The organism is Rhodococcus sp. NyZ502 (assembly GCF_041464245.1).
In the GTDB taxonomy this organism is placed as follows: domain Bacteria; phylum Actinomycetota; class Actinomycetes; order Mycobacteriales; family Mycobacteriaceae; genus Rhodococcus_F; species Rhodococcus_F qingshengii.
This window is the reverse complement of the sequence record NZ_CP167155.1, coordinates 6,099,353-6,118,979: the sequence shown is the minus strand read 5'-3', so window position 1 is coordinate 6,118,979 and position 19,627 is coordinate 6,099,353. Positions and strand designations below refer to the sequence as shown.

The 19,627-nt window shown below is 62.7% G+C and carries 15 protein-coding genes; 10 read left to right on the top strand and 5 right to left on the bottom strand.

Annotated elements, in window-relative coordinates; genetic code table 11:
- Positions 1–3: 3 nt before the first annotated feature.
- On the top strand, positions 4–1,647 hold the full coding sequence (locus ACBG85_RS28375) for a PucR family transcriptional regulator (RefSeq protein ID WP_007735212.1): 1,644 nt from the start codon (positions 4–6) through the stop codon (positions 1,645–1,647).
- Between the two features lie 148 nt (positions 1,648–1,795).
- Positions 1,796–3,229, top strand: coding sequence for a uracil-xanthine permease family protein (locus tag ACBG85_RS28370; protein ID WP_064075502.1), 1,434 nt, complete (start codon positions 1,796–1,798; stop codon positions 3,227–3,229).
- 87 nt (positions 3,230–3,316) lie between these two features.
- Here the strand turns inward: ACBG85_RS28370 and ACBG85_RS28365 are convergent, their stop codons facing one another.
- From ACBG85_RS28365 to upp, 4 genes are all read right to left on the bottom strand, one after another.
- Positions 3,317–4,828 (bottom strand): carboxyl transferase domain-containing protein, encoded by a 1,512-nt coding sequence (locus ACBG85_RS28365; RefSeq protein ID WP_204855182.1) that lies wholly within the window; start codon positions 4,826–4,828, stop codon positions 3,317–3,319.
- The gene (locus ACBG85_RS28360; protein ID WP_007735210.1) at positions 4,825–6,051 is read right to left on the bottom strand and encodes a CaiB/BaiF CoA-transferase family protein; all 1,227 of its coding nucleotides are present in this window, start codon (positions 6,049–6,051) and stop codon (positions 4,825–4,827) included. Before ACBG85_RS28360 ends, ACBG85_RS28365 begins: the two co-directional genes overlap by 4 nt.
- 289 nt (positions 6,052–6,340) lie before the next feature.
- Complete coding sequence (locus tag ACBG85_RS28355) at positions 6,341–8,038, bottom strand: PucR family transcriptional regulator (protein WP_003946020.1); 1,698 nt, start codon at positions 8,036–8,038, stop codon at positions 6,341–6,343.
- 92 nt (positions 8,039–8,130) lie between these two features.
- A complete protein-coding gene (upp, locus tag ACBG85_RS28350; RefSeq protein ID WP_007735207.1) occupies positions 8,131–8,754 on the bottom strand; it encodes a uracil phosphoribosyltransferase in 624 nt (207 codons plus the stop codon).
- Positions 8,755–8,977: 223 nt separating this feature from the next.
- Between upp and ACBG85_RS28345 the strand changes: the two genes are divergently transcribed.
- A complete protein-coding gene (locus ACBG85_RS28345; RefSeq protein ID WP_007735206.1) occupies positions 8,978–10,087 on the top strand; it encodes a ring-opening amidohydrolase in 1,110 nt (369 codons plus the stop codon).
- Here the strand turns inward: ACBG85_RS28345 and ACBG85_RS28340 are convergent.
- Entirely contained in the window at positions 10,081–10,221 is a 141-nt protein-coding gene (locus ACBG85_RS28340) for a hypothetical protein (protein ID WP_155277953.1), read from the bottom strand. The genes ACBG85_RS28345 and ACBG85_RS28340 overlap by 7 nt on opposite strands.
- Here ACBG85_RS28340 and ACBG85_RS28335 point away from each other — a divergent pair.
- The 7 genes from ACBG85_RS28335 (at position 10,213) to ACBG85_RS28305 (ending at position 19,513) form a co-directional block, all read left to right on the top strand.
- Entirely contained in the window at positions 10,213–11,691 is a 1,479-nt protein-coding gene (locus tag ACBG85_RS28335) for an amidase (protein ID WP_047270153.1), read from the top strand. The two genes, ACBG85_RS28340 and ACBG85_RS28335, sit on opposite strands and share 9 nt — an antisense overlap.
- 40 nt (positions 11,692–11,731) lie before the next feature.
- Positions 11,732–12,955 (top strand): aspartate aminotransferase family protein, encoded by a 1,224-nt coding sequence (locus ACBG85_RS28330; protein ID WP_261256158.1) that lies wholly within the window; start codon positions 11,732–11,734, stop codon positions 12,953–12,955.
- A gap of 292 nt (positions 12,956–13,247) precedes the next feature.
- Positions 13,248–14,687 carry a uracil-xanthine permease family protein gene (locus tag ACBG85_RS28325; RefSeq protein WP_003945984.1) on the top strand — a complete coding sequence of 480 codons (1,440 nt, stop codon included), beginning with the start codon at positions 13,248–13,250 and terminating at the stop codon, positions 14,685–14,687.
- Positions 14,688–14,776: 89 nt separating this feature from the next.
- Positions 14,777–15,679, top strand: coding sequence for a xanthine dehydrogenase family protein subunit M (locus tag ACBG85_RS28320; RefSeq protein ID WP_047271858.1), 903 nt, complete (start codon positions 14,777–14,779; stop codon positions 15,677–15,679).
- 2 nt (positions 15,680–15,681) lie between these two features.
- On the top strand, positions 15,682–16,326 hold the full coding sequence (locus ACBG85_RS28315; protein ID WP_003946048.1) for a (2Fe-2S)-binding protein: 645 nt from the start codon (positions 15,682–15,684) through the stop codon (positions 16,324–16,326).
- Positions 16,323–18,845: an aerobic carbon-monoxide dehydrogenase large subunit gene (gene cutA, locus ACBG85_RS28310; RefSeq protein WP_065456445.1), complete on the top strand. Its 2,523-nt coding sequence runs from the start codon at positions 16,323–16,325 to the stop codon at positions 18,843–18,845. Before ACBG85_RS28315 ends, cutA begins: the two co-directional genes overlap by 4 nt.
- The gene (locus ACBG85_RS28305; RefSeq protein WP_007735490.1) at positions 18,842–19,513 is read left to right on the top strand and encodes a carbon monoxide dehydrogenase subunit G; all 672 of its coding nucleotides are present in this window, start codon (positions 18,842–18,844) and stop codon (positions 19,511–19,513) included. Before cutA ends, ACBG85_RS28305 begins: the two co-directional genes overlap by 4 nt.
- Positions 19,514–19,627: the final 114 nt, after the last annotated feature.

The window sequence follows — 19,627 nt, the reverse complement described above, 5'->3', positions numbered from 1 at the left end:
CAAGTGGCAAACCCGGCCGTACCGGCATCCGAGGTGAATGCTGTTCTCTCCGAACTTCTTCGAACCCAGCTCCTTCCTGGTGTTCGAAAGGTCGCCGGCGGCTGCGAAGACCCGACGGTAGCCCGGGTGGGATTCATGGCGGTTCCGGACATCGGACCGTGGCTGCGGCACGGACAGTTGCTGATCACCACGCCGGAAACCCTCGCCAGGGTCACCGAAACCTTCAAAGCATTTGTCGGACGGTTGTCGACGCGAGGTGTTGCGGCACTTGCCGTCCAATTCGGCGCAGACGGGGACACTCTCGCGCCGGAGCTGGTCGACGCGGCCGAAAGCGCCGGCTTCCCGCTCCTGGTTTTTCACGGTGCGTGTGATCACCCTGCGGCGAGAGACCGTGAGCAGACGGAGTCGGCCCAGATCGACGCCATGTTCGGGGCCGAGCGCTTGCGACGGCTGCTGGTCGACGTCGTGATGGGCGGCGGCGGCCTCCCGCAATTGACCGAAGTCATCGCACGGGAGATGAAGGGCGCCGCCCTGATCACCACCTCGGACGGACGCGAGATCTGCCGCGCCGGGGACGCCGCGGAGCGCAAGCATCTGTCTGCCTGTCCCGCCGTCGATTCCACCGGTCGTCTGCGGACCGACACCGTCGAGGGCGGATTGGGTCTGCACGAGTTCGACGGTCAATTCATCGCGGTGTCCGCGATTTCCGCCAATCACATCGACCACGGGCGTCTCGCGTTGTTCACCGGTGAGCGCGTGATGACGAGTTACGACCAGTACCTGGTCGAGCGGGCCGCGTCGGTGTGTGCGTTGGTCATCACCCGCGAACAAGCCGTGGCGTCGGTGGAGGAACGCCATCGCGCCAACTTCGTTCACGACCTGCTCCTCGGTCGGGCCGGGGACCACGATCACGTTGTCTCCCATGCCAAGACATTCGGTTGGGACTTCGACCGCCCGCTGGTGATCGTCTCGATCGAGCCGGACCCGATCGACGAACCGGCCTCGGCGGCGCCCGCTCGGCTGCCCGTCGTCGATCGCCAGGCGATGGCGTTCTCCGGGGCGATCGCCCACCGTGATCCCGGTGCGGCGGTGACCGCGCTGACGGGCGAGACGGTGATCGTGATGGGCGTCGGCACTGACACGATGGCATTGGTGCGGGACCTCGTCACGGTCGTTCGCGGTGAAGGTGGCGGCGGGAGAAGGCCGTTCAGTGTCGGGGTGTCCCGGCCGACAGCGGCGATCGACGCCGTTCCGGCGCTCTACAGTCAGGCGCGCACCGCACTGACCGTCGGGCGACGGATCTCCGGTCCGTGGACGGTGACTCAGTTCGACGATCTCGGTGTGTACAGACTGCTCAGTCTGGTCGAGGACGAAAACGAGCTGGAGACGTTCGCGCGGGAGACACTGCGGGAACTGACGGAGGAAACTGCCGAAGCGCAGGACATGCGCAAGACATTGGAAGTCTTGCTCGCGACCAACATCAACATCGCCGAGACAGCGCGCAAGCTCCACTTCCATTACAACACACTGCGTTACAGGGTCGTTAAGCTGGAGAAAATGCTGGGACCCTTCACGGCGCAACCCGAGCTACGGCTGGATCTGTCTCTAGCACTGAAGATAACCGCGATGCGCGGCATCAATCACTAATATTGCCAATCCGAGTCCGTGGGTTCTGGCAGATTGTCATCACGTCGATACCCCTGCGCTGTAATAGCGTTTCACTCCAGTCACGGTGTTTTGTGAGCTGGAGCACACTCAGCGTTCGGACACCTTCCTCTGCACGAAAGGTCCCATCATGCCGATTTGGACGTTGCACGGAGATGGAAAGAACATCAGACCGGGTGAAGTGGTCGCTCCCGGCGAGCGGCTCAGCTGGGGAAGAACCATCGGGCTGGGCAGCCAGCACGTGGTGTCGATGTTCGGCGCGACGTTCGTCTTCCCGATCATCATGGGGCTCAATCCTCAACTTGCCGTGATGATGTCGGGCTTTTGTACGCTCTTCTTCCTGCTGGTGGTCAAGGGACGCATCCCCAGCTACCTCGGTACGTCGGCGGCTTTTGTCGGTGGTATCGCCGCCATTCGCGCCCAGGGCGGAACGTCCGCAGAGGTGACCGGCGCGATCCTGGTGTCCGGACTGGTCCTGGCGGCCATCGGTATCGCGATCCACTTCCTCGGCGGCCGGGTCGTGTTCAAGGTTCTTCCGCCAGTGGTGACCGGCGCGGTGGTGATGTTGATCGGATTCAACCTGGCACCCGTCGTCGCGGGGCTGTACTGGCCGCAGGACCAGTGGGTGGCTCTGATCGTCATGGTGGCCCTGATCGTCATGAGCATCGCGCTACGCGGCTTCATGGCGCGCATCGCCATCTTCCTGGCCCTGATCTTCGGCTACGTCCTCTCCTGGATCCTCGACCGGGTCTCGGGGACGATCACCTCCTACGACGCAGGCACCGGTCAGATCACCGAGCACTTCCGCGTCAACTGGGATTCGGTGCAGTCGGCGTCGTGGTTCGGGCTTCCTCCGTTCTCGGACGAGGCCAACGGAATCGTCGGCATCCACGCTCCGTCGTTCAGCCTCACGTTCATCATCCTGGTCCTTCCGGGTGTCATCGCGTTGATCGCGGAGAACGCGGGCCACGTCAAGGCCGTGGCCGAGATGACCGGGGACGACCTCGACCCGTACATGGGACGTGCGCTCGCCGGTGACGGTTTCGCCACCGCTATCGCCAGCAGCGTCGGCGGTTCGCCCACCACGACGTACGCCGAGAACATCGGTGTCATGGCAGCGACCCGTGTGTACTCCACCGCCGCCTACGCGGTTGCCGGCATCGTCGCCATGATGCTCGGCTTCTCCCCCAAGTTCGGTGCCGTCATCTCGGCGACGCCCGGCGGTGTTCTCGGCGGAATCACCGTGGTGCTCTACGGCATGATCGGTCTGCTCGGCGCCAAGATCTGGAAGGAGAACGGCGTCGACTTCGGGAATCCGCTCAACCTCATGCCGATCGCGGCCGGCCTCATCATCGGTATCGGCGACACGGCTCTGAAGTTCAGTGACACGTTCTCGCTCAGCGGCATCGCGCTCGGCACCATCGTCGTGATCGGGATGTACCACCTGTGCCAGTTCATCGGTTCGAAGAACCCGGAACTGAATGCGAAGAATCCGGAACCGAACAAGCCGGATTCGAAGACTCCCGGCGGCGATCGGGAGGAACCCGCCAAGCAACTCACGTGACGCTTGGCTGAGTGTGCTCGATCGACGAAGGCCGGACATCCGCCGCGGAGGATGTCCGGCCTTTCCGGTGTTCTGGGTACTGATCGATCAGACGGAGGTACTGGCTTCGACCAGGCCGATACGGTCGATGCGTTCGGTGCGGGTGTTGAGCCGTTCAGTCGCATCGGTAGCACTGAGCAGGCTCAGCTCGTAGTGCAGTACCGCTCCGACGCGAGTGCAGAAGGCGGCGGATTCGTCCGCGGCATCGGGAAATTCGGGGATGACCCGATCGACGATGCCGCCCGCGAGCAGATCGAAGGACCTGATCCCTTGACTGGCTGCCATGTCCGGCGCGTGCGTGACGTCGTGGAACATGATCGCGCTCGCACCTTCGGGAGGTAAGGGCGAGAGCCAACCGTGGCGGGCCGCCAGCACTCGATCGGCCGGAATCAGTGCCAGGGCGCCGCCGCCCGTGCCCTGCCCGAGCAGGAGGGAAATGGTGGGGACCTCGAGTGAAATCATGTCGGCTATGCACCGAGCGATCTCGCCCGCAAGTCCGCCTTCTTCGGCCTCCTTCGACAGTGCCGCGCCCGCTGTGTCGATGATCGTCACCAGCGGCAGGTCGAGTTCTGCGGCCAGCCGCATACCTCGCCGAGCCTCCCGCAGAGCGCCGGGGCCGAGTGGGGAGTGAGCAGTCTGTCCGCGCCGGTCCTGTCCGAGAAGGACGCAGGGCATGTCGCCGAAGCGAACCAGCGCGAGCATGATGCCGGGATCGTTCTCGCCTTGGCCGGTTCCGTTGAGCGGGAGCATGTCCGAGGCGGAATTGAGCAACACTTCCCGTATCCCCGGTCGGTCTTCGCGTCGGGATGCGACGACGGATTCCCACGCCGACGTATCGGGTGGGCAATCGTACGAGCACGGGTCACTGGGCAATAAGTACCCACGATGCGCCCCGGTGATGATGCGCAATGCGCGTTCGACGATTTCGGCGAGCTGGTCTGGCGGCCTCACTGCATCGATGAGTCCGTGCTCGTGAAGGTTCTCCGCTGTCTGGACACCGGCGGGGAAAGGTGAGTTGTACAAGGCCTCGAACACTCGAGGGCCGAGGAATCCGACGAGGGCCCCCGGTTCCGCGATCGTCACGTGACCGAGTGATCCCCAGGACGCGAATACGCCTCCGGTGGTGGGGTTTCGGAGATAGACGATGTAGGGCAGGTGCGCTTCTTTGTGCTTGATGAGCGCCGCGGTGATCTTGACCATCTGCAAAAACGCCGTCGTCCCCTCCTGCATACGCGTTCCCCCGGACGTGGGAAGCGCAAGAAGGGGCAGCTGCTCTTGGGTGGCTCGACGGATGGCGACGACGAGGCGTTCTCCCGCCGCCACGCCGATCGAACCACCGAGAAAACCGAACTCGCAGACGATGATTGCCACACGGCGGCCTCGGACGGAGGCGCTTCCGGTCAGGACGGACTCGTCGAGCCCGGTCTTCTCCTGGGCCCGCAGAAGTGCTTCGGCGTAGTCGGAGTCGGTCGCGACGGGAATCGGAGGGGTATCCCACGATTCCCAGGTGCCGGCATCGATCACCAGGTCGAGCAAGTCGCGAGCCGTCAGGCGGTTCATCGGGTGAATCCTTGTAGCCACGACATGATTTCGTCAGTGTCTTCACCGAGAACCGGAGGTGCAGTGTGGCGGGTCTCCGTCACTTCGGTTCCGTCCGGATCGAAAAATCGTAGCGGTGGACCGGGCAGTGTGATGTTTCCGAGCGTGCTGTGGTCGACGTCGACGAGCAATCCCTGTGATCGGGTCTGCTCCCATTCGTACACTTCGGAGATCGTCCGAACCCGTCCTGCCGGTACTCCGATGCGGTCGAGTTCGGTCAGAAGCTCGTCACGCGAGTACGGCTTGAAGGTACGTTCGATCAATTCGACGACCTGGAAATGATTTTCGACGCGTTCGGCGTTTGTTGCCATACCCGGGGCGTCAGGGTCGAGGTCGAATCCTTCGCAGAATCTTCTCCACAGGCTTTCGCTGCCGACCGAGATCTGTACTGCGCCATCGCCGGTACGAAAGAGTCCGTACGGTGCGATGGAGGGATGGTGGTTGCCCTGCGCTGTGCCTACCTCACCGGCGACGGTCCACTTCGTTCCTTGAAACGCGTGAACACCGACCACGCTGGCCAAGAGCGACGTTCGGACAACGCGGCCTTTCCCCGTCTGTTCGCGTTCCTTCAAAGCCGCGACGACACCGAACGCCCCGTACATTCCGGCGAGAAGGTCGGCGATCGGAACTCCGACTCGTTGAACGTCGTCCGGACTCGAGCCGGTCAGCGACATGAGTCCGGCTTCCCCCTGGGCGATCTGGTCGTAGCCGGCGCGACCGCCTTCCGGGCCGTCGTGGCCGAAACCGCTGATGGACAGAACGATCAGTCGAGGATTGAGTTCGGCCAGCCGCTCGGTCGAGAATCCGAGTCGATCGAGAACTCCGGTGCGAAAGTTCTCCATGAGAACATCGGCGCGGCAGACGAGATCTTCGAGGGTCGCTCGCCCACTGTCGGATTTCAGATCGAGCGTGATCGACTTCTTGTTCCGGTTCGTGGACAGAAAATACGTCGATTCCCGTTGCGTGTTCGGTGGTTCCAACGTGGGCTCCACAAAAGGCGGCCCCCACCCACGGGTGTCGTCGCCGCCGTGAGGTGATTCGACCTTGATCACGTCGGCACCCAGATCGCCGAGCATCATTGCCGCGTGAGGACCCGCGAGTGCGCGCGTGAGGTCGACGACTATCACGTCGTGTAACGGACCACTACGAGCACTTGTGTTGTGAGGCTTCGAAGTCGAGTTCATGTCGCACCGCCGTGTTCTGGTGTAATTGGCTGAGCCAGTTGGTGGTTGAGGCCTCCGTAGTTCGGTCGACTCCGGTCCGCTGGACCGAGAAACCGGCCAGGGCCACTGAAGGAGGTATGTGCGGCCCGTCTTTCGAACCGTAAGCGGGCACCGGTGAACGGCACATGGGTAACCTTGCCGACGACGGGTGTCAGTGGTGGGTAAGAAGTGACGAACGCTCACCGGGCGGCGCGATTGCGGTTGTATCGAACCGTTATCGGGACGTTCTGTCAGCTCATATCGTGCGAAGTCATGACATTTCGTGCATCTTCATGACCTGCAGGGCGAGTGAGACGTTCAATCGAAGGACGGGGTCGTCGGTGAACGATCCGACGACGCTCTCCAGCTTTCCGATTCTGTAACGCAAAGTGTTGTAGTGCATGTGCAGCGCCCGGGAGGCCTCGGCGACATTGCAATTGCAGTCGAGCAGGGTCTGGAGTGTCAGACGCAGGTCAGCGGCTTCGGCGTTGTCCGCCGACAAGGACTTCAGAACGTCATCGGTGAACGAACGCAGTTCGCTCTTGTCCGTCTGGAGCGAGAGGAGTCGGTGTACACCGAGTTCGTCGAAGTGTGCGATCTGCCCCGGCCCGTTGATACGTCGGCCGACGACCACGGCTGTACAGGCTTGGTCGTAGGCCGCGGGTAGATCGGCCAGGGAGTAGATCACCCGGCTCACTCCCGTGCTGAAGGATCGGCGGCCGCTGGTGCGATCGCCGGCAACCTTGCGCACCAACCCTTCGATGTCCCGAACCGCACGGTCGGTGCTGGTCGGGAAAAGCGTGACCACCTCGTGTCGAAACCCGACGGACGGCGCCGTCCGCTCGTGTGTTCGGACCACTTGTTGCCAGCCGTCGCTGAGTCGATCTTGGTCCGTGCGAGTGGAATTCGCGTGCTGGGATTCCGGGTGATCGACGTCGAGTTCTGCAACCACAACGGCAAGTGGACGAGTGACATCCCACCCCAACTGGGTGAAGTGCGCGCTCACTTCCGCAGGCGAGCCGGCTTCGCCTATCAGTGCGTCACGGAGGAAGTCGCCGCGGAACTTGGATTCCACTGCCGCAACTGCCAGCTGTTTGGTGACGGCCAGCGCGGCAACGGTGGCCGCTCGCTCCAGCGCTTGAACGACAACTGCGCCGAGTTCGTGGGTGCCGGCGTACGCCACCATCCGGCCGTGGTCGGTGCCGCCGGCCACCACTCGGGTGAGCGCCAACTGGCCGGGAAATCCCTTGGGCGCGTTCTGTAAACCGACGGCGACCCGCTCGGTCAGGAACCGACCGGTGCTTTCGAACAACGGAAGCGCGTTCAGCGCGGCTGAATCCCCGGCCTCGGTCAATACCCTTCCGTCCGGCGAGCAGATGAGAACGCTGACGTCGAAAAGCGCGGCGAATTCTGCGGCAATCTGAGGTAGATCGCCACCTTCCAAGACGATCGACGTCAACGAGCGGTGAAGTCGATCGGCAATGTCGAGTGCCGCGGACTGCTTCGCCACCAACTTGGTGAAGACCTCCGAGATCACCTCGTCGAATCCCGCGGTGACGGGAAGAACCAACAGCGGAAGCCCTCGCTGCTCTGCCATGTGCAGCATCGCCTCGGGCAGCTCGTCGAGATAACGGCCCGTTTTCACGGCAAGTGCCGCGACTCCTCGACGTGCAAGACCGTCGACGAGGTCACTGAGATCTGTGTCGTCGAGAAGCTCGCCGGTTCGCCCGTAGCGCAGCGGGAACCCGGTTGTCACCAACAACTCGTTCGGCTTCACCCAAGCGAGGATGTCCGGTACTTCCATCACGTTCACCGATTGAACGAGGTGGCGTAAGCCCCCGTGCCCGGCAAGGACTTCGGCTCCACGCAGACTGGGCAGCTCGAGGACATCCCGAACTGTGAGTCTGTAGTCGCCACCTTCTGGCAAATGTTGAAGCTCTTCGCTCGAATATTTGGCAGATCTATCCATGTCGCGAGACTACGCTCGATCACGCGACGAACATTGTCAACAGTTGACGAAAATAGCCTCTCGAAATGAGCGGTTCTCCGTATGTCTGCCAACTACCGCGGCCCGAATTGGCGATCGCCCGCGTCTCCGAGTCCAGGTATCAGGAAAGCATTTTCGTTCAGGCCGTCGTCGATGCTCGCTGTGAGGAGCCGGACCGGATGTCCGGAGTTCTTCAGTGCTTCGATCCCTTCCGGAGCCACGACGACACATATTGCAGTCACATCGGTGGCTCCGCGTGCAATGAGCAGATCGATTGTGCGGACGATGGATCCACCGGTCGCCAACATCGGATCGAGGACGTAGACGGGGGTGCTCGACAGATCAGCTGGCAGGGACTCGAGATACGGAACCGGCTGGTGTGTCTTCTCGTCTCGTGCCATTCCCACGAAACCGACGCCTGCCTGCGGAATGAGGGCACTCGCCTGTTCGACCATGCCGAGGCCCGCTCGCAAGACCGGGACCAGGAGCGGTGGATTCGCCAGCCGCACCCCCAGCGTCGGAGCAACTGGCGTCTCGATGTCGAACTGTTCCAGTTCTGCGCCGCGCATGGCCTCGTAGACCAACATATGGGTCAGTCTGCGCAAGGCGGACCGGAACGTTGCGTTGTCGCTGCGAGCGTCGCGCATGGTCGTGAGCAGCGATGCCGCCAGCGGATGGTCGACAACAGTGGTGTCCATGGTCGAATCGTAAGTGAGAACCGATGGGGCGGCGCACAACCGGTGATTCGGAGTCGAAATAACCAATCGCGGTTTTCGTTTGGGCAAGTATTGACGATGCCGATGGGTTCGAGTCGTCATAGCGTGGTCGACACGGCAGTTCCGAACCGCTCGGCTGGACTGGGCGCCCGGAGCTGTCAAGGCCCAATTTTGCCTCCACGATTCCCTATACAAGGAGATGCCAATGCCCGAAGCAATCGAGGTCCGTAAGGTTCCGCTACACAGCGTCTCCGACGCCAGTGAGCTCGCCAAGCTGATCGACGACGGTGTCCTCGAGGCCGACCGCGTCATTGCAGTCATCGGCAAAACCGAGGGTAACGGCGGCGTCAACGACTACACGCGCATCATCGCGGACCGAGCGTTCCGAGAGGTTCTCTCCGCCAAGGGTAATCGCAGCCCCGAAGAAGTGGCGGAGGTGCCGATCGTCTGGTCCGGCGGCACGGACGGCGTGATCAGCCCGCACGCGACGATCTTCGCGACCGTGCCGGCAGACAAGGTCACCAAGACCGACGAGCCGCGACTGACCGTGGGTGTCGCCATGAGTGAGCAACTGCTGCCCGAGGACATCGGCCGTACGGCCATGATCACCAAAGTTGCTGCGGCCGTGAAAGACGCGATGGCCAATGCCGGCATCACCGATCCCGCCGACGTGCACTACGTACAGACCAAGACTCCGTTGCTGACAATTCACACCATCCGTGACGCCAAGAGCCGCGGCAAGACTGTGTGGACCGAACAGACTCATGAGTCGATGGACCTGTCCAACGGCGGAACGGCTCTGGGGATCGCGGTTGCGCTCGGCGAAATCGACATGCCGACCGACGAGGATGTCATGCACAGCCGCGAACTCTTCTCCTCTGTCGCATCCTGCTCGTCCGGCGTCGAGTTGGACCGCGCGCAGATCGTCGTCGTCGGTAACGCACGCGGCGTCGGCGGACGCTACCGGATCGGCCACAGCGTGATGAAGGATCCGCTCGACCAGGACGGCATCTGGGCGGCGATCCGTGACGCCGGACTCGAACTTCCGGAGCGGCCGCACTCGAGCGACCTGGACGGTCAACTCGTCAACGTGTTCTTGAAGTGCGAGGCCAGTCAGGACGGAACGGTCCGTGGCCGTCGTAATGCGATGCTCGACGACTCCGACGTGCACTGGCACCGCCAGATCAAGTCGTGTGTCGGCGGAGTCACGGCAGCTGTCACCGGCGATCCGGCAGTGTTCGTCTCGGTATCGGCAGCGCACCAGGGTCCCGAGGGCGGCGGCCCAGTCGCTGCCATCGTCGATCTCGGTCAGTAGTAGGCAAGAACCTCGCTGGAAACCTCGACAGTCGCGCCGCCACCGGCAATTCGTCCTCGAATCAGTTGCCGGTGTCGGCGAGTCCGCCGCGGCGTACCCCACTTCACTGCTTGAAAGGATTCACGATGGTTCATGCTGCTGACCCTGTCGACGAGAGCGTTTCCGGTGCGCCCGAGAATCGCGAACTCGTCATGGCCGATGCGGTCACGCTCAGTGGTCTGATACGCAGGCGTGAAGTGTCGTGTGTCGAGGTGATGGACAGCTTCCTCGATCAGATCGAATTACATAACCCGGCGGTGAACGCGATCGTCGCATTGCGGGATCGGGAAGCGTTGACGGCGGAGGCGCGCGAGCGTGATTCGCAGTTGGCGAGTGGGGAGTATCTCGGTTGGATGCACGGGTTTCCGCATGCGGTGAAGGATCTTTCGGCAGCCAAGGGTCTGCCGTTCACGTCCGGGTCGCCGATGTTCGCGGACCGAATCGCCGAAGATGACGAACTGTTCGTCAAGCGGATCAGGTCTGCCGGTGCCATTGTGATCGGCAAGACGAACACACCGGAGTTCGGGCTCGGATCCCAGACGTACAACCCGGTGTGGGGTACGACGGTGTCGCCGTACGACAATTCGCGCACTGCCGGCGGTAGCAGCGGTGGCGCCGCAGCGTCGTTGGCGCTCCGCATGTTGCCGGTGGCTGATGGAAGCGATTACATGGGTTCGCTCCGAAACCCGTCGGCATTCAACAACGTTGTTGGGTTTCGACCATCCTGGGGTCGGATACCGGAGACGGGATTCATCGCTCAGGGCGCTGTTGTGGGTCCGATGGGCCGAACCGTCACCGACGTGGCTCACCTGCTTTCCACGATGGCGGGGCCGGATGCTTATGCACCGTTGGGGATTCGTGAGAATCCCGCTGTGTTCACCGAAAGCCTCGCACGGGATCTGAAGGGCTCTCGGATCGCATGGGTCGGTGACTGGAACGGTTACCTGGCAACCGAACCTGGAGTTCTCGAGTTGTGCGAATCCTCGTTCGAGGTCTTCGAACAGTTGGGGTGCCGCGTCGAGGCGGCGCTTCCCGACTTCAAACCCGAGGACATCTGGCAACTGTTCTTGCGATGGCGTTGGTGGGCACAGCTCGGCTTGATCGATCAGTACAACGATCCGAGCTTGCGCGAGTTGATGAAGCCCGAACTGTTGTGGGAACTCGAGCACGCGGTCACACTGTCGGCTCTCGACGTGACCAAGGCCGCGGAGGCCCGCAACGGCTGGCTGTCGGCCATTACCAAGATGTTCGAAACCTACGACTACATCCTTGCGCCCAGTGCCCAGGTGTTTCCTTTCGACAAGAACACTCACTGGCCCGAGACCGTCGACGGCCGGTCGATGGACACGTATCACCGTTGGATGGAGACGGTTGTTCCCTGGACGATGGCCGGGGTTCCGGTTGCGGGGATGCCGGTCGGCTTCGATGATCGTTCGCTTCCCATGGGTATCCAGATCATCGGTCGGCACGGAGCCGACTTGGACGTACTCCAACTCGCCTACGCATTCGAGCAGGCAACCCAGTGGGTCGAGCGGGTTCTTCCGCCCGCACTCCGCGTGAACTGACCGATCTATTTCGAACGTATCCAGTTGGGAGAGAACGACGATGGCTTCGGCATTGTGGCACGGGTTCGCGGACATGGGCGCTGTGGAGAAGAACGGCGCGTTTGTCGTCTCACGCGGTGAGGGCGCGTACATCTGGGACCGCGAGGGCACGCGGTATCTGGATGCGACGGCGGGCCTGTGGTTCACCAATGTCGGGCACGGGCGCACCGAGATCGCGGATGCGGTAGCGGCTCAGTTGTCGAAGATCGCTCATTTCTCCAACTTCGGTGATTTCGTTCCCGAGACCACGCAGGTGTTGGCCGAGCGTCTGGCGGCCATCGCGCCGGTTGCCGGGAGCAAGATCTTCTTCACCTCGGGTGGTTCGGATTCGGTGGACACTGCGGCGAAGCTGGCTCGCCGGTACTGGCACGAGGTGGGGCAGCCGGAGAAGACGATCATCGTCGGACGCCAGAAGGCGTATCACGGAATGCACGTTGCCGGAACGGCTCTTGCTGGTATTCCGGTGAACCGTGAGGGGTACGGCGAGCTGATGGCGGATGCGGCGACGGTCGGCTGGGATGATGCGAAGAGTCTGCTCGAGTTGATCGAGCGGGTCGGTGCGAACAAGATCGCTGCGTTCTTCGCGGAGCCGATCATCGGTGCGGGTGGGGTGTATCTGCCGCCGGAGGGGTATCTGGCGGAGGTGCGTGACATCTGCCGTGAGCACGACATTTTGTTTGTCGTCGACGAGGTCGTGACCGGTTTCGGCCGGATCGGTGGTGAGTGGTTCGCGTCCACCCGTTTCGATTTGCAGCCCGACATGATGACCACGGCAAAGGGTTTGACGTCGGGTTACGTTCCGATGGGTGCGGTGTTCATCGCGCCGCGGGTGGCGGAGCCGTTCTATGCGGGTTCGTGGTGGCGCCATGGGTACACCTACGGCGGGCATGCCGGTGCTGCTGCTGCGGCGATGGCGAACCTCGACATTCTCGAGCGTGAGAATCTGCTCGCGGAGTCGAAGCGTTTGGAGGCGTCGTTGCATACGCATCTGCAGCCGTTGGCGGAGCATCCGCGGGTGGCGGAGGTTCGTAGTGGGCTCGGTGCGGTTGCTGCGGTGCAGTTGGCTGATCCGGCGGAGGCGTTGCCGTTCGTGAAGACGCTTCGTGAGCACGGTATTTCGGGTCGCGCGGCGGGTCAGGGTGCGATGCAGATTTCGCCGACGTTCGTCATGACCGACGATCAGGTCGCGGAGATGGCAGCAGGAATCCTCGCAGCCCTCGGCTAGGACTGTCGTTTTCCGTTGACAGACATCGTGTTACGGAATCATTAAGCCGAAGAAAATGTTTGGGCCCTTCGTGGCGTGGTCCTCATTTCGGTCGAAACTGCCTCCAACACTGACGATGACCCCTGCCCGCATCATCTGCCACCATTGTTGCCAATCTCGGTGAGTGGGTTCTGGCAGATTGTCATCACGTCCAAATCTCGGTCCTGCATTAGCGTTTCACTCCAGACACGGTGTTTGTGAGCTGGGGCACAAAGCATTTCGAACACCTTCCTCCTTTGCGAAAGGTCTCGTCATGCCGATCTGGACGTTGCACGGAGACGGAAAGAACATCGGAGCCGGTGAAGTGGTCGCTCCCGGCGAGCGACTCAGTTGGGCGAGAACCATCGGGTTGGGCGGCCAGCATGTCGTGTCGATGTTCGGCGCGACGTTCGTCTTCCCGATCATCATGGGCCTCAATCCTCAACTTGCCGTGATGATGTCAGGCTTTTGTACGCTCTTTTTCCTGCTGGTGGTCAAGGGGCACGTCCCCAGCTACCTCGGAACATCCGCAGCTTTTGTCGGTGGCGTTGCCGCCATTCGTGCCCAAGGTGGAACGACGGCCGAAGTGACCGGTGCGATTCTGGTGTCGGGGTTGGTTCTGGGATTCGTCGGCATCGCCATCCACTTTCTCGGCGGTGGCGTCATCAGTAAAGCGCTACCGCCGGTGGTCACCGGCGCTGTGGTGATGTTGATCGGCTTCAACCTGGCGCCTGTGGTCGCGGGGTTGTACTGGCCGCAGGATCAGTGGGTGGCACTGATCGTGATGGTTGCACTGATCGTGATGAGCGTTGCGCTACGCGGCTTCCTGGGGCGTATCGCCATTCTCGTCGCGCTGGTTTTCGGCTACATCTTCTCGTGGGTCCTCGACCGGCTCTCCGGTCCGATCACGTCCGCCAGTGGTAGTGGCGCACCCACCGAGCACTTTCGTGTCAACTGGGATTCGGTGCACTCGGCGTCCTGGTTCGGGTTGCCGCCGTTCTCGGACGAAGCCAACGGGATCGTCGGTATCCACGCTCCCTCGTTCAGCCTCACGTTCATCGTTCTGGTGCTTCCCGGTGTCATCGCACTGGTCGCGGAAAACGCCGGACACGTCAAGGCCGTCGCCGAGATCACGGGCGACGATCTCGACCCGTACATCGGACGCGCCATTGCCGGTGACGGTTTTGCCACCGCCATCGCCAGCGCAGTAGGCGGCTCCCCTACGACGACGCATGCCGAGAACATCGGTGTCATGGCTGCCACGCGGGTGTACTCGACCGCCGCGTACGTGATTGCGGGTTTCATCGCGATCCTGCTCGGCTTCTCGCCCAAGTTCGGAGCAGTCATGGCGGCGACGCCCGGCGGCGTCCTGGGCGGAATTCTTGTGGTTCTGTTCGGCATGATCGGTCTGCTCGGCGCCAAGATCTGGAAAGAGAACGGCGTCGACTTCGGGAACCCGCTGAATCTGATGCCGATTGCCGCCGGTCTGATCATCGGTATCGGCGACACGGCGCTGAAGTTCAGTGACACGTTCTCGCTCGGAGGTATCGCGCTCGGCACCATCGTCTTGATCGTGATGTACCACCTCTGCCGGCTCGTGGGGTCCTGGAACCCTGAACTGAACAGGCCGAAGTCCGGGAGGCGGCCGGGCGCAACGCCGGGGGCGAATGCGTCAGATGACGAACGCGAAGAGCCCGTGGCGCAGCTCACGTGATGCCAAGTTGAATGTATGCCAGGTATGACCCGTGACCGTTGTCACATCTGCACAAAACGTGAAGTGACTCATAGAGGCAGGATTGAGTAATGAAACCGTCGCCGCTGACTTATCACCGACCGTCCTCGGTCGAGGACGCGTGCCGAATCCTCTCCGAGGTCTCTCACGAGGGGAAGGTGCTCGCCGGTGGGCAATCGCTTGTGCCGCTGCTGTCCATGCGCCTCGCCGCGCCCGCCCACATCGTCGACATCGGATCGATCCCGAACCTCGCTTCGGTGACCTCGTCCGAAGACGAAGGAGTGCGGTTCCAGGCCCTGGCCACGCACTCGGTGCTGGCGGCCGACGAAGGTGCTCGTCGAGTCCAGCCTCTGCTGAACCGTGCTCTGCAGTTGGTAGCGCACCCCACGATCCGTAACCGCGGGACGAGCGTCGGCTCCATCGTCCATGCCGATCCGTCGGCGGAGATGCCGGCAGTCCTGACGCTGCTCGGGGGCAGCGTGACCGTCCAGTCGGTGCGTGGCACCCGCGAGATCGCGTCGACGGATCTCTTCGCCGGCCCTCTCGAGTCGAGCCTGGAATCAGACGAGATCGCGGTGTCGGTGTCGGTGCCCGCCGCCGAACCCGGCGTGGGAACCGCCATCGACGAGATCGCGCGTCGTCACGGTGACTATGCACTGGTCGGCGTCGTCGCCCGGATTCGTGTGGTCGACGGTCTGGTGGCCGAAGCGCACATGACGTACGTGTCCGCCGGAGAGCTGGGGCAGGTCGTGGACTACACGAACGTGTTGGCGGGGGCGTCCGCGACGGATCAGCGAGACCCGCGGTGGCGCACCCTCGGGGAATGCGCCCGCGCGCAGATAGATACCGAGGCAGACATTCACGGGACGGCGGCGTACCGCTCGCAGTTGGTGTCCGCGCTCACGGCGCGGGTCGGCTTCGCGGCGGCAACGGATGCTCTCAGTGAGAACGCAGTACTGGCAGGAAAGTGGTGACAATGTCCAAAAACGATCGCTCCATCGATGATCAACTTGCCGAGCTGGCAGCAGACACCGGTGAGCACCATGTAGCTGTCACGTTCACGCTCAACGAGGTGACGAACACCGTCGTTCTTCCCTCCCGCACTCTGGCTTCGGATGCCATTCGTCACCACCTCCGTAAGACGGGCACGCACGTGGGTTGTGAACACGGCGTGTGTGGTGCGTGCACCGTGCTGCTCGACGGAAAGCCTGTTCGATCCTGTCTCGTCCTCGCGGCCAGCCTCGAAGGTCGATCGATCACCACCGTCGAAGGCCTCGTCGAGCCGGACGGCACTTTGCATCCGGTTCAGCAGGCGTTCAAGGATTGTCACGGTCTGCAGTGCGGATTCTGCACTCCGGGATTCGTGACGACCATCGCGGCATTTCTCGAGGAGAACCCCAACCCCACGCGGGAGGAAGCTACCGACGCGATAGCGGGAAACCTCTGCCGTTGTACGGGGTACCAGAACATCAGGGCGTCGGTTCTGCGCGCGGCCGAGATCAAGCGTGAACGGGCCGGGCAGTTCCCGCTCGGAATCGACGACGCGTCCACTCGGGAGGCGTTGGATCGCAAGGTGCGGGGAACAACGAATCCTGTCGGAGGACGGGCGGGTAAGGCATGAGTACTCCGGTCAAACCAGCAAAGCGCAACGGGGCGAAGCACCCCGCTTCCGATCATTCGACGGCCGATCATTCGGTTGCCGACGACGGCAAGTTCTTCGGTAAACCGATTCCGCGCGAGGAAGATACGCGTCTGCTCAGCGGTCAGGGGCGATACCTCGACGATCTGGGCCACAACGCGCTGATCGCGGCATTCGTCAGGTCGCCGCACGCCCATGCGCGAATCATCGACATCGACATCGATCAGGCGCTGGAAGTGCCTGGCGTACATGCCATCTACACCTACGAAGATCTCCTCGCGGACACGCCGGAAATGGCGGAGAACCTGCCACTGCTCATTCCTCATCCGGGAATCATCGCTCCGCGCAACGGGTATCCCCTCGCGAAGGACGAGGTGAAGCATGTCGGAGAAGCCATCGCCATGGTGGTCGCCGACAACCGGTACATCGCCGAGGACGCTTGCGCGAAGATCGACGTCACCTACGAGGCGCTGAAGCCTGTAGTGGGGATCGACGTCGCTCGCACCGCCGCCAACGCCGTCCACGCCGACGTTCCGGACAACGTCGCCGCTCACCTGCAGCACGGGTTCGGAGATCTGGATGACGAACTGGCCGCCGCGCCGCACCGACTGACGCTGGATCTCGAAATCGAGCGTTCGGCTTCCATGCCGATGGAGGGCAAGGGCGTCTACGCACGTTGGGACGGTGACGAGAACACCCTCACGTTCTGGACCTCCACCCAGACGTCCACGTCCGCCCGCGCCGCAATCGCCGCGCGATTAGGGATGGCGCTGAACAAGGTTCACTGCATCGCTCCTGACGTCGGCGGCGGATTCGGCGTCAAGATCGTTCACCCGTGGCCCGAAGAAGTCATGATCACGTGGGCCGCTCGACGACTCGGCCAGGCCGGCATCTCCTGTGAGGTGAAGTGGGTCGAGGATCGCCGTGAGCACTTCATCTCGAGCGCACACGAGCGTGGGCAGATCCAGAAGGTCGACATCGGATTCGACGACGAGGGTCGTCTGTTGGCGTTCGACTTCACGTTCTGGCATGACAACGGCGCTTACCTGCCGTACGGGATCATCGTCATGATCAACACCGCGACGCAGGTTCTCGGGCCGTACAAGCCGAAGTCGTTCCGGGTCAACGCCTATTCGCTTTACACCAACACCGTGATCGTGACCCCGTACCGCGGCGCCGGACGTCCGCAGGCCGTGTTCGCGATGGAGCGATCCATGGACGCCATCGCCAAGTACCTGAACAAGGACAAGATCGCGGTGCGGGAGGCGAACTTCATTCGCCCCGAGGACATGCCGTACGACTTCGGCCTGATGTTCCAGGACGGACGCCCGTTGATCTACGACACGGGCGACTACCAGGCGGGCATCGACAAGCTCAAGAAGCTCATCGACTGGGACGGATTTCCCGAGTACCAGAGGAAGGCTCGTGCCGAAGGTCGGTCGGTCGGCATCGGTATCGGCGCGTACGTCGAGGGAACCGGACCCGGACCCTACGAGGGTGCGCACGTCGTGGTCGAGACGTCCGGAAAGGTCAAGGCCGCAACAGGCCTGACGACGCAGGGTCAGGGCCACCAGACCGCGTTCGCCCAGATCGTTGCGGACGACCTCGGAGTCAAGGTCTCCGACGTCGAGATCGTCACGGGTGATACCCGCCGGTTCGGTTATGCCGTCGGCACTTTCGCCTCGCGTGGTGCGGTCATGTCAGGTTCGGCCTTCCACGTCGCAGCGCAGATGGTCGCGGAGAAGGCGAAGAAGATCGCGTCCGGAATCCTGGATCTGCCGGAAACCGAACTGGAACTCCGGGAAGGCCACGTGTGCAAGATCGGCACCGAAGCCGGAGTGGAGGGTACGTCCGTACCGCTGAGTGTTGTTGCCGTGCTGTCGAACCCGCTACGATATGCGTTCGACCGTGAGTCGAAGCTGGCCACCGGTTTCGCCAAGACCGACACGGACATGTCGAAGCCGCCGATTCCCGAGGGTGAGCAGCCCGGTCTGGAAGCAACCGGCTACTACTCGCCGCCCAGTTCCACCTTCGCTTCGGGAGTGCACGCGGCGATCGTCGAAACCGATCCCGTGACAGCCGAGATCACGGTCCGTCGTTACGTTGTCATCCACGACTGCGGAAACGTGATCAACCCCCGCATCGTCGAAGGTCAGGTCATGGGCGCCGTCGCGCAAGGTATCGGCGGCGCACTCTACGAGCGGATCGTCTACGACGAGCACGGGCAGATGCTCAACGCGTCGTACATGGACTTCTTGATGCCGTTCGTCACCGAGATGCCGGATTCGCTCGAGATGGATCACACCGTCACGCCGTCGGGACTCAACCCACTCGGAATGAAGGGTGCCGGTGAGGCCGGTGTGATCCCCACCAGCGCCGTCATCGCGGCTGCCATCGAGGACGCCGAAGGAATCTCGATCACGTCCATGCCCATTTCACCGTCCGAACTGTTCGAACTTCGACTCGCACACGCGGGTTCGTCATCAGAGGAGAATGCATGAGAATCGCCGGCACCGCGCAGCTGACGGCACCTCGCGAAGAGGTCTACGACAAGCTCCAGGACGGTCGTGTACTGGCCGCGACCATTCCCGGTGTGCAGTCGCTCGAGCAGCTCACGGACAATCACTACAAGCTCTCCATCATGGCGGGAGTTGCGTCGATCAAGGGCGTCTACGACGGCGAGGTTGTTCTGTCGCAACAGAATCGGCCCAATTCGTTTGTCATGACGGCTTCGGGGGCGGGTGCTCCCGGCACGGTGAAGGCGGACGTCACGGTCACCTTGACGGAGAACGAGGGTGGCACGCTGCTTTCGTATGACGCCGACGCCGTGGTCGGCGGGATGGTCGGCGGCGTCGGGCAGCGCATGATCACCGGTGTAGCCAAGAAGATGGCCGGGGTGTTCTTCAAGAGCATCGACGGCGTCATTGCCAACGGCATTCCCGAGAAGGTCACTGCCGCCGTGGCGGCGGCGGTACCGGCAGTGGCGGTCGAAGGCGCGCCGGTAGTTTCCGGAGCTGTCGCGGCACCGGCGGTTCTTCCGGCCGCTGCACCGACAGCGGGCGGCACAGATGCTCGCACGGTGATGGTCAGCGCCGTCGTCGGCGCAGCCATTGCTTTGTCAGGTGTTGCTATAGGCGGATTCCTGGCGCGTTCTGGTTGTCGCGAGTAGTTCACTCAGGTGTCAACAGCTGATTTGCGATGAGGGAAACGCCCCGAACCGACCAGGTTCGGGGCGTTTTTCACGTCCGCGTAACCCATGGAGGCGCCGGCGAAGATCCGCTCG

Bases quoted from the DNA above. Each gene is read 5' to 3' on its own strand.
- ACBG85_RS28330 (WP_261256158.1), top strand. From the start codon at position 11,732: ATGGCTTCGGCATTGTGGCACGGGTTCGCGGACATGGGCGCTGTGGAG.
- ACBG85_RS28355 (WP_003946020.1), bottom strand. From the start codon at position 8,038: ATGGATAGATCTGCCAAATATTCGAGCGAAGAGCTTCAACATTTGCCA.
- ACBG85_RS28365 (WP_204855182.1), bottom strand. From the start codon at position 4,828: ATGAACCGCCTGACGGCTCGCGACTTGCTCGACCTGGTGATCGATGCC.
- ACBG85_RS28315 (WP_003946048.1), top strand. From the start codon at position 15,682: ATGTCCAAAAACGATCGCTCCATCGATGATCAACTTGCCGAGCTGGCA.
- cutA (WP_065456445.1), top strand. From the start codon at position 16,323: ATGAGTACTCCGGTCAAACCAGCAAAGCGCAACGGGGCGAAGCACCCC.
- upp (WP_007735207.1), bottom strand. From the start codon at position 8,754: ATGGACACCACTGTTGTCGACCATCCGCTGGCGGCATCGCTGCTCACG.
- ACBG85_RS28345 (WP_007735206.1), top strand. From the start codon at position 8,978: ATGCCCGAAGCAATCGAGGTCCGTAAGGTTCCGCTACACAGCGTCTCC.
- ACBG85_RS28340 (WP_155277953.1), bottom strand. From the start codon at position 10,221: ATGAACCATCGTGAATCCTTTCAAGCAGTGAAGTGGGGTACGCCGCGG.
- ACBG85_RS28335 (WP_047270153.1), top strand. From the start codon at position 10,213: ATGGTTCATGCTGCTGACCCTGTCGACGAGAGCGTTTCCGGTGCGCCC.
- ACBG85_RS28360 (WP_007735210.1), bottom strand. From the start codon at position 6,051: ATGAACTCGACTTCGAAGCCTCACAACACAAGTGCTCGTAGTGGTCCG.
- ACBG85_RS28320 (WP_047271858.1), top strand. From the start codon at position 14,777: ATGAAACCGTCGCCGCTGACTTATCACCGACCGTCCTCGGTCGAGGAC.
- ACBG85_RS28305 (WP_007735490.1), top strand. From the start codon at position 18,842: ATGAGAATCGCCGGCACCGCGCAGCTGACGGCACCTCGCGAAGAGGTC.
- ACBG85_RS28325 (WP_003945984.1), top strand. From the start codon at position 13,248: ATGCCGATCTGGACGTTGCACGGAGACGGAAAGAACATCGGAGCCGGT.
- ACBG85_RS28370 (WP_064075502.1), top strand. From the start codon at position 1,796: ATGCCGATTTGGACGTTGCACGGAGATGGAAAGAACATCAGACCGGGT.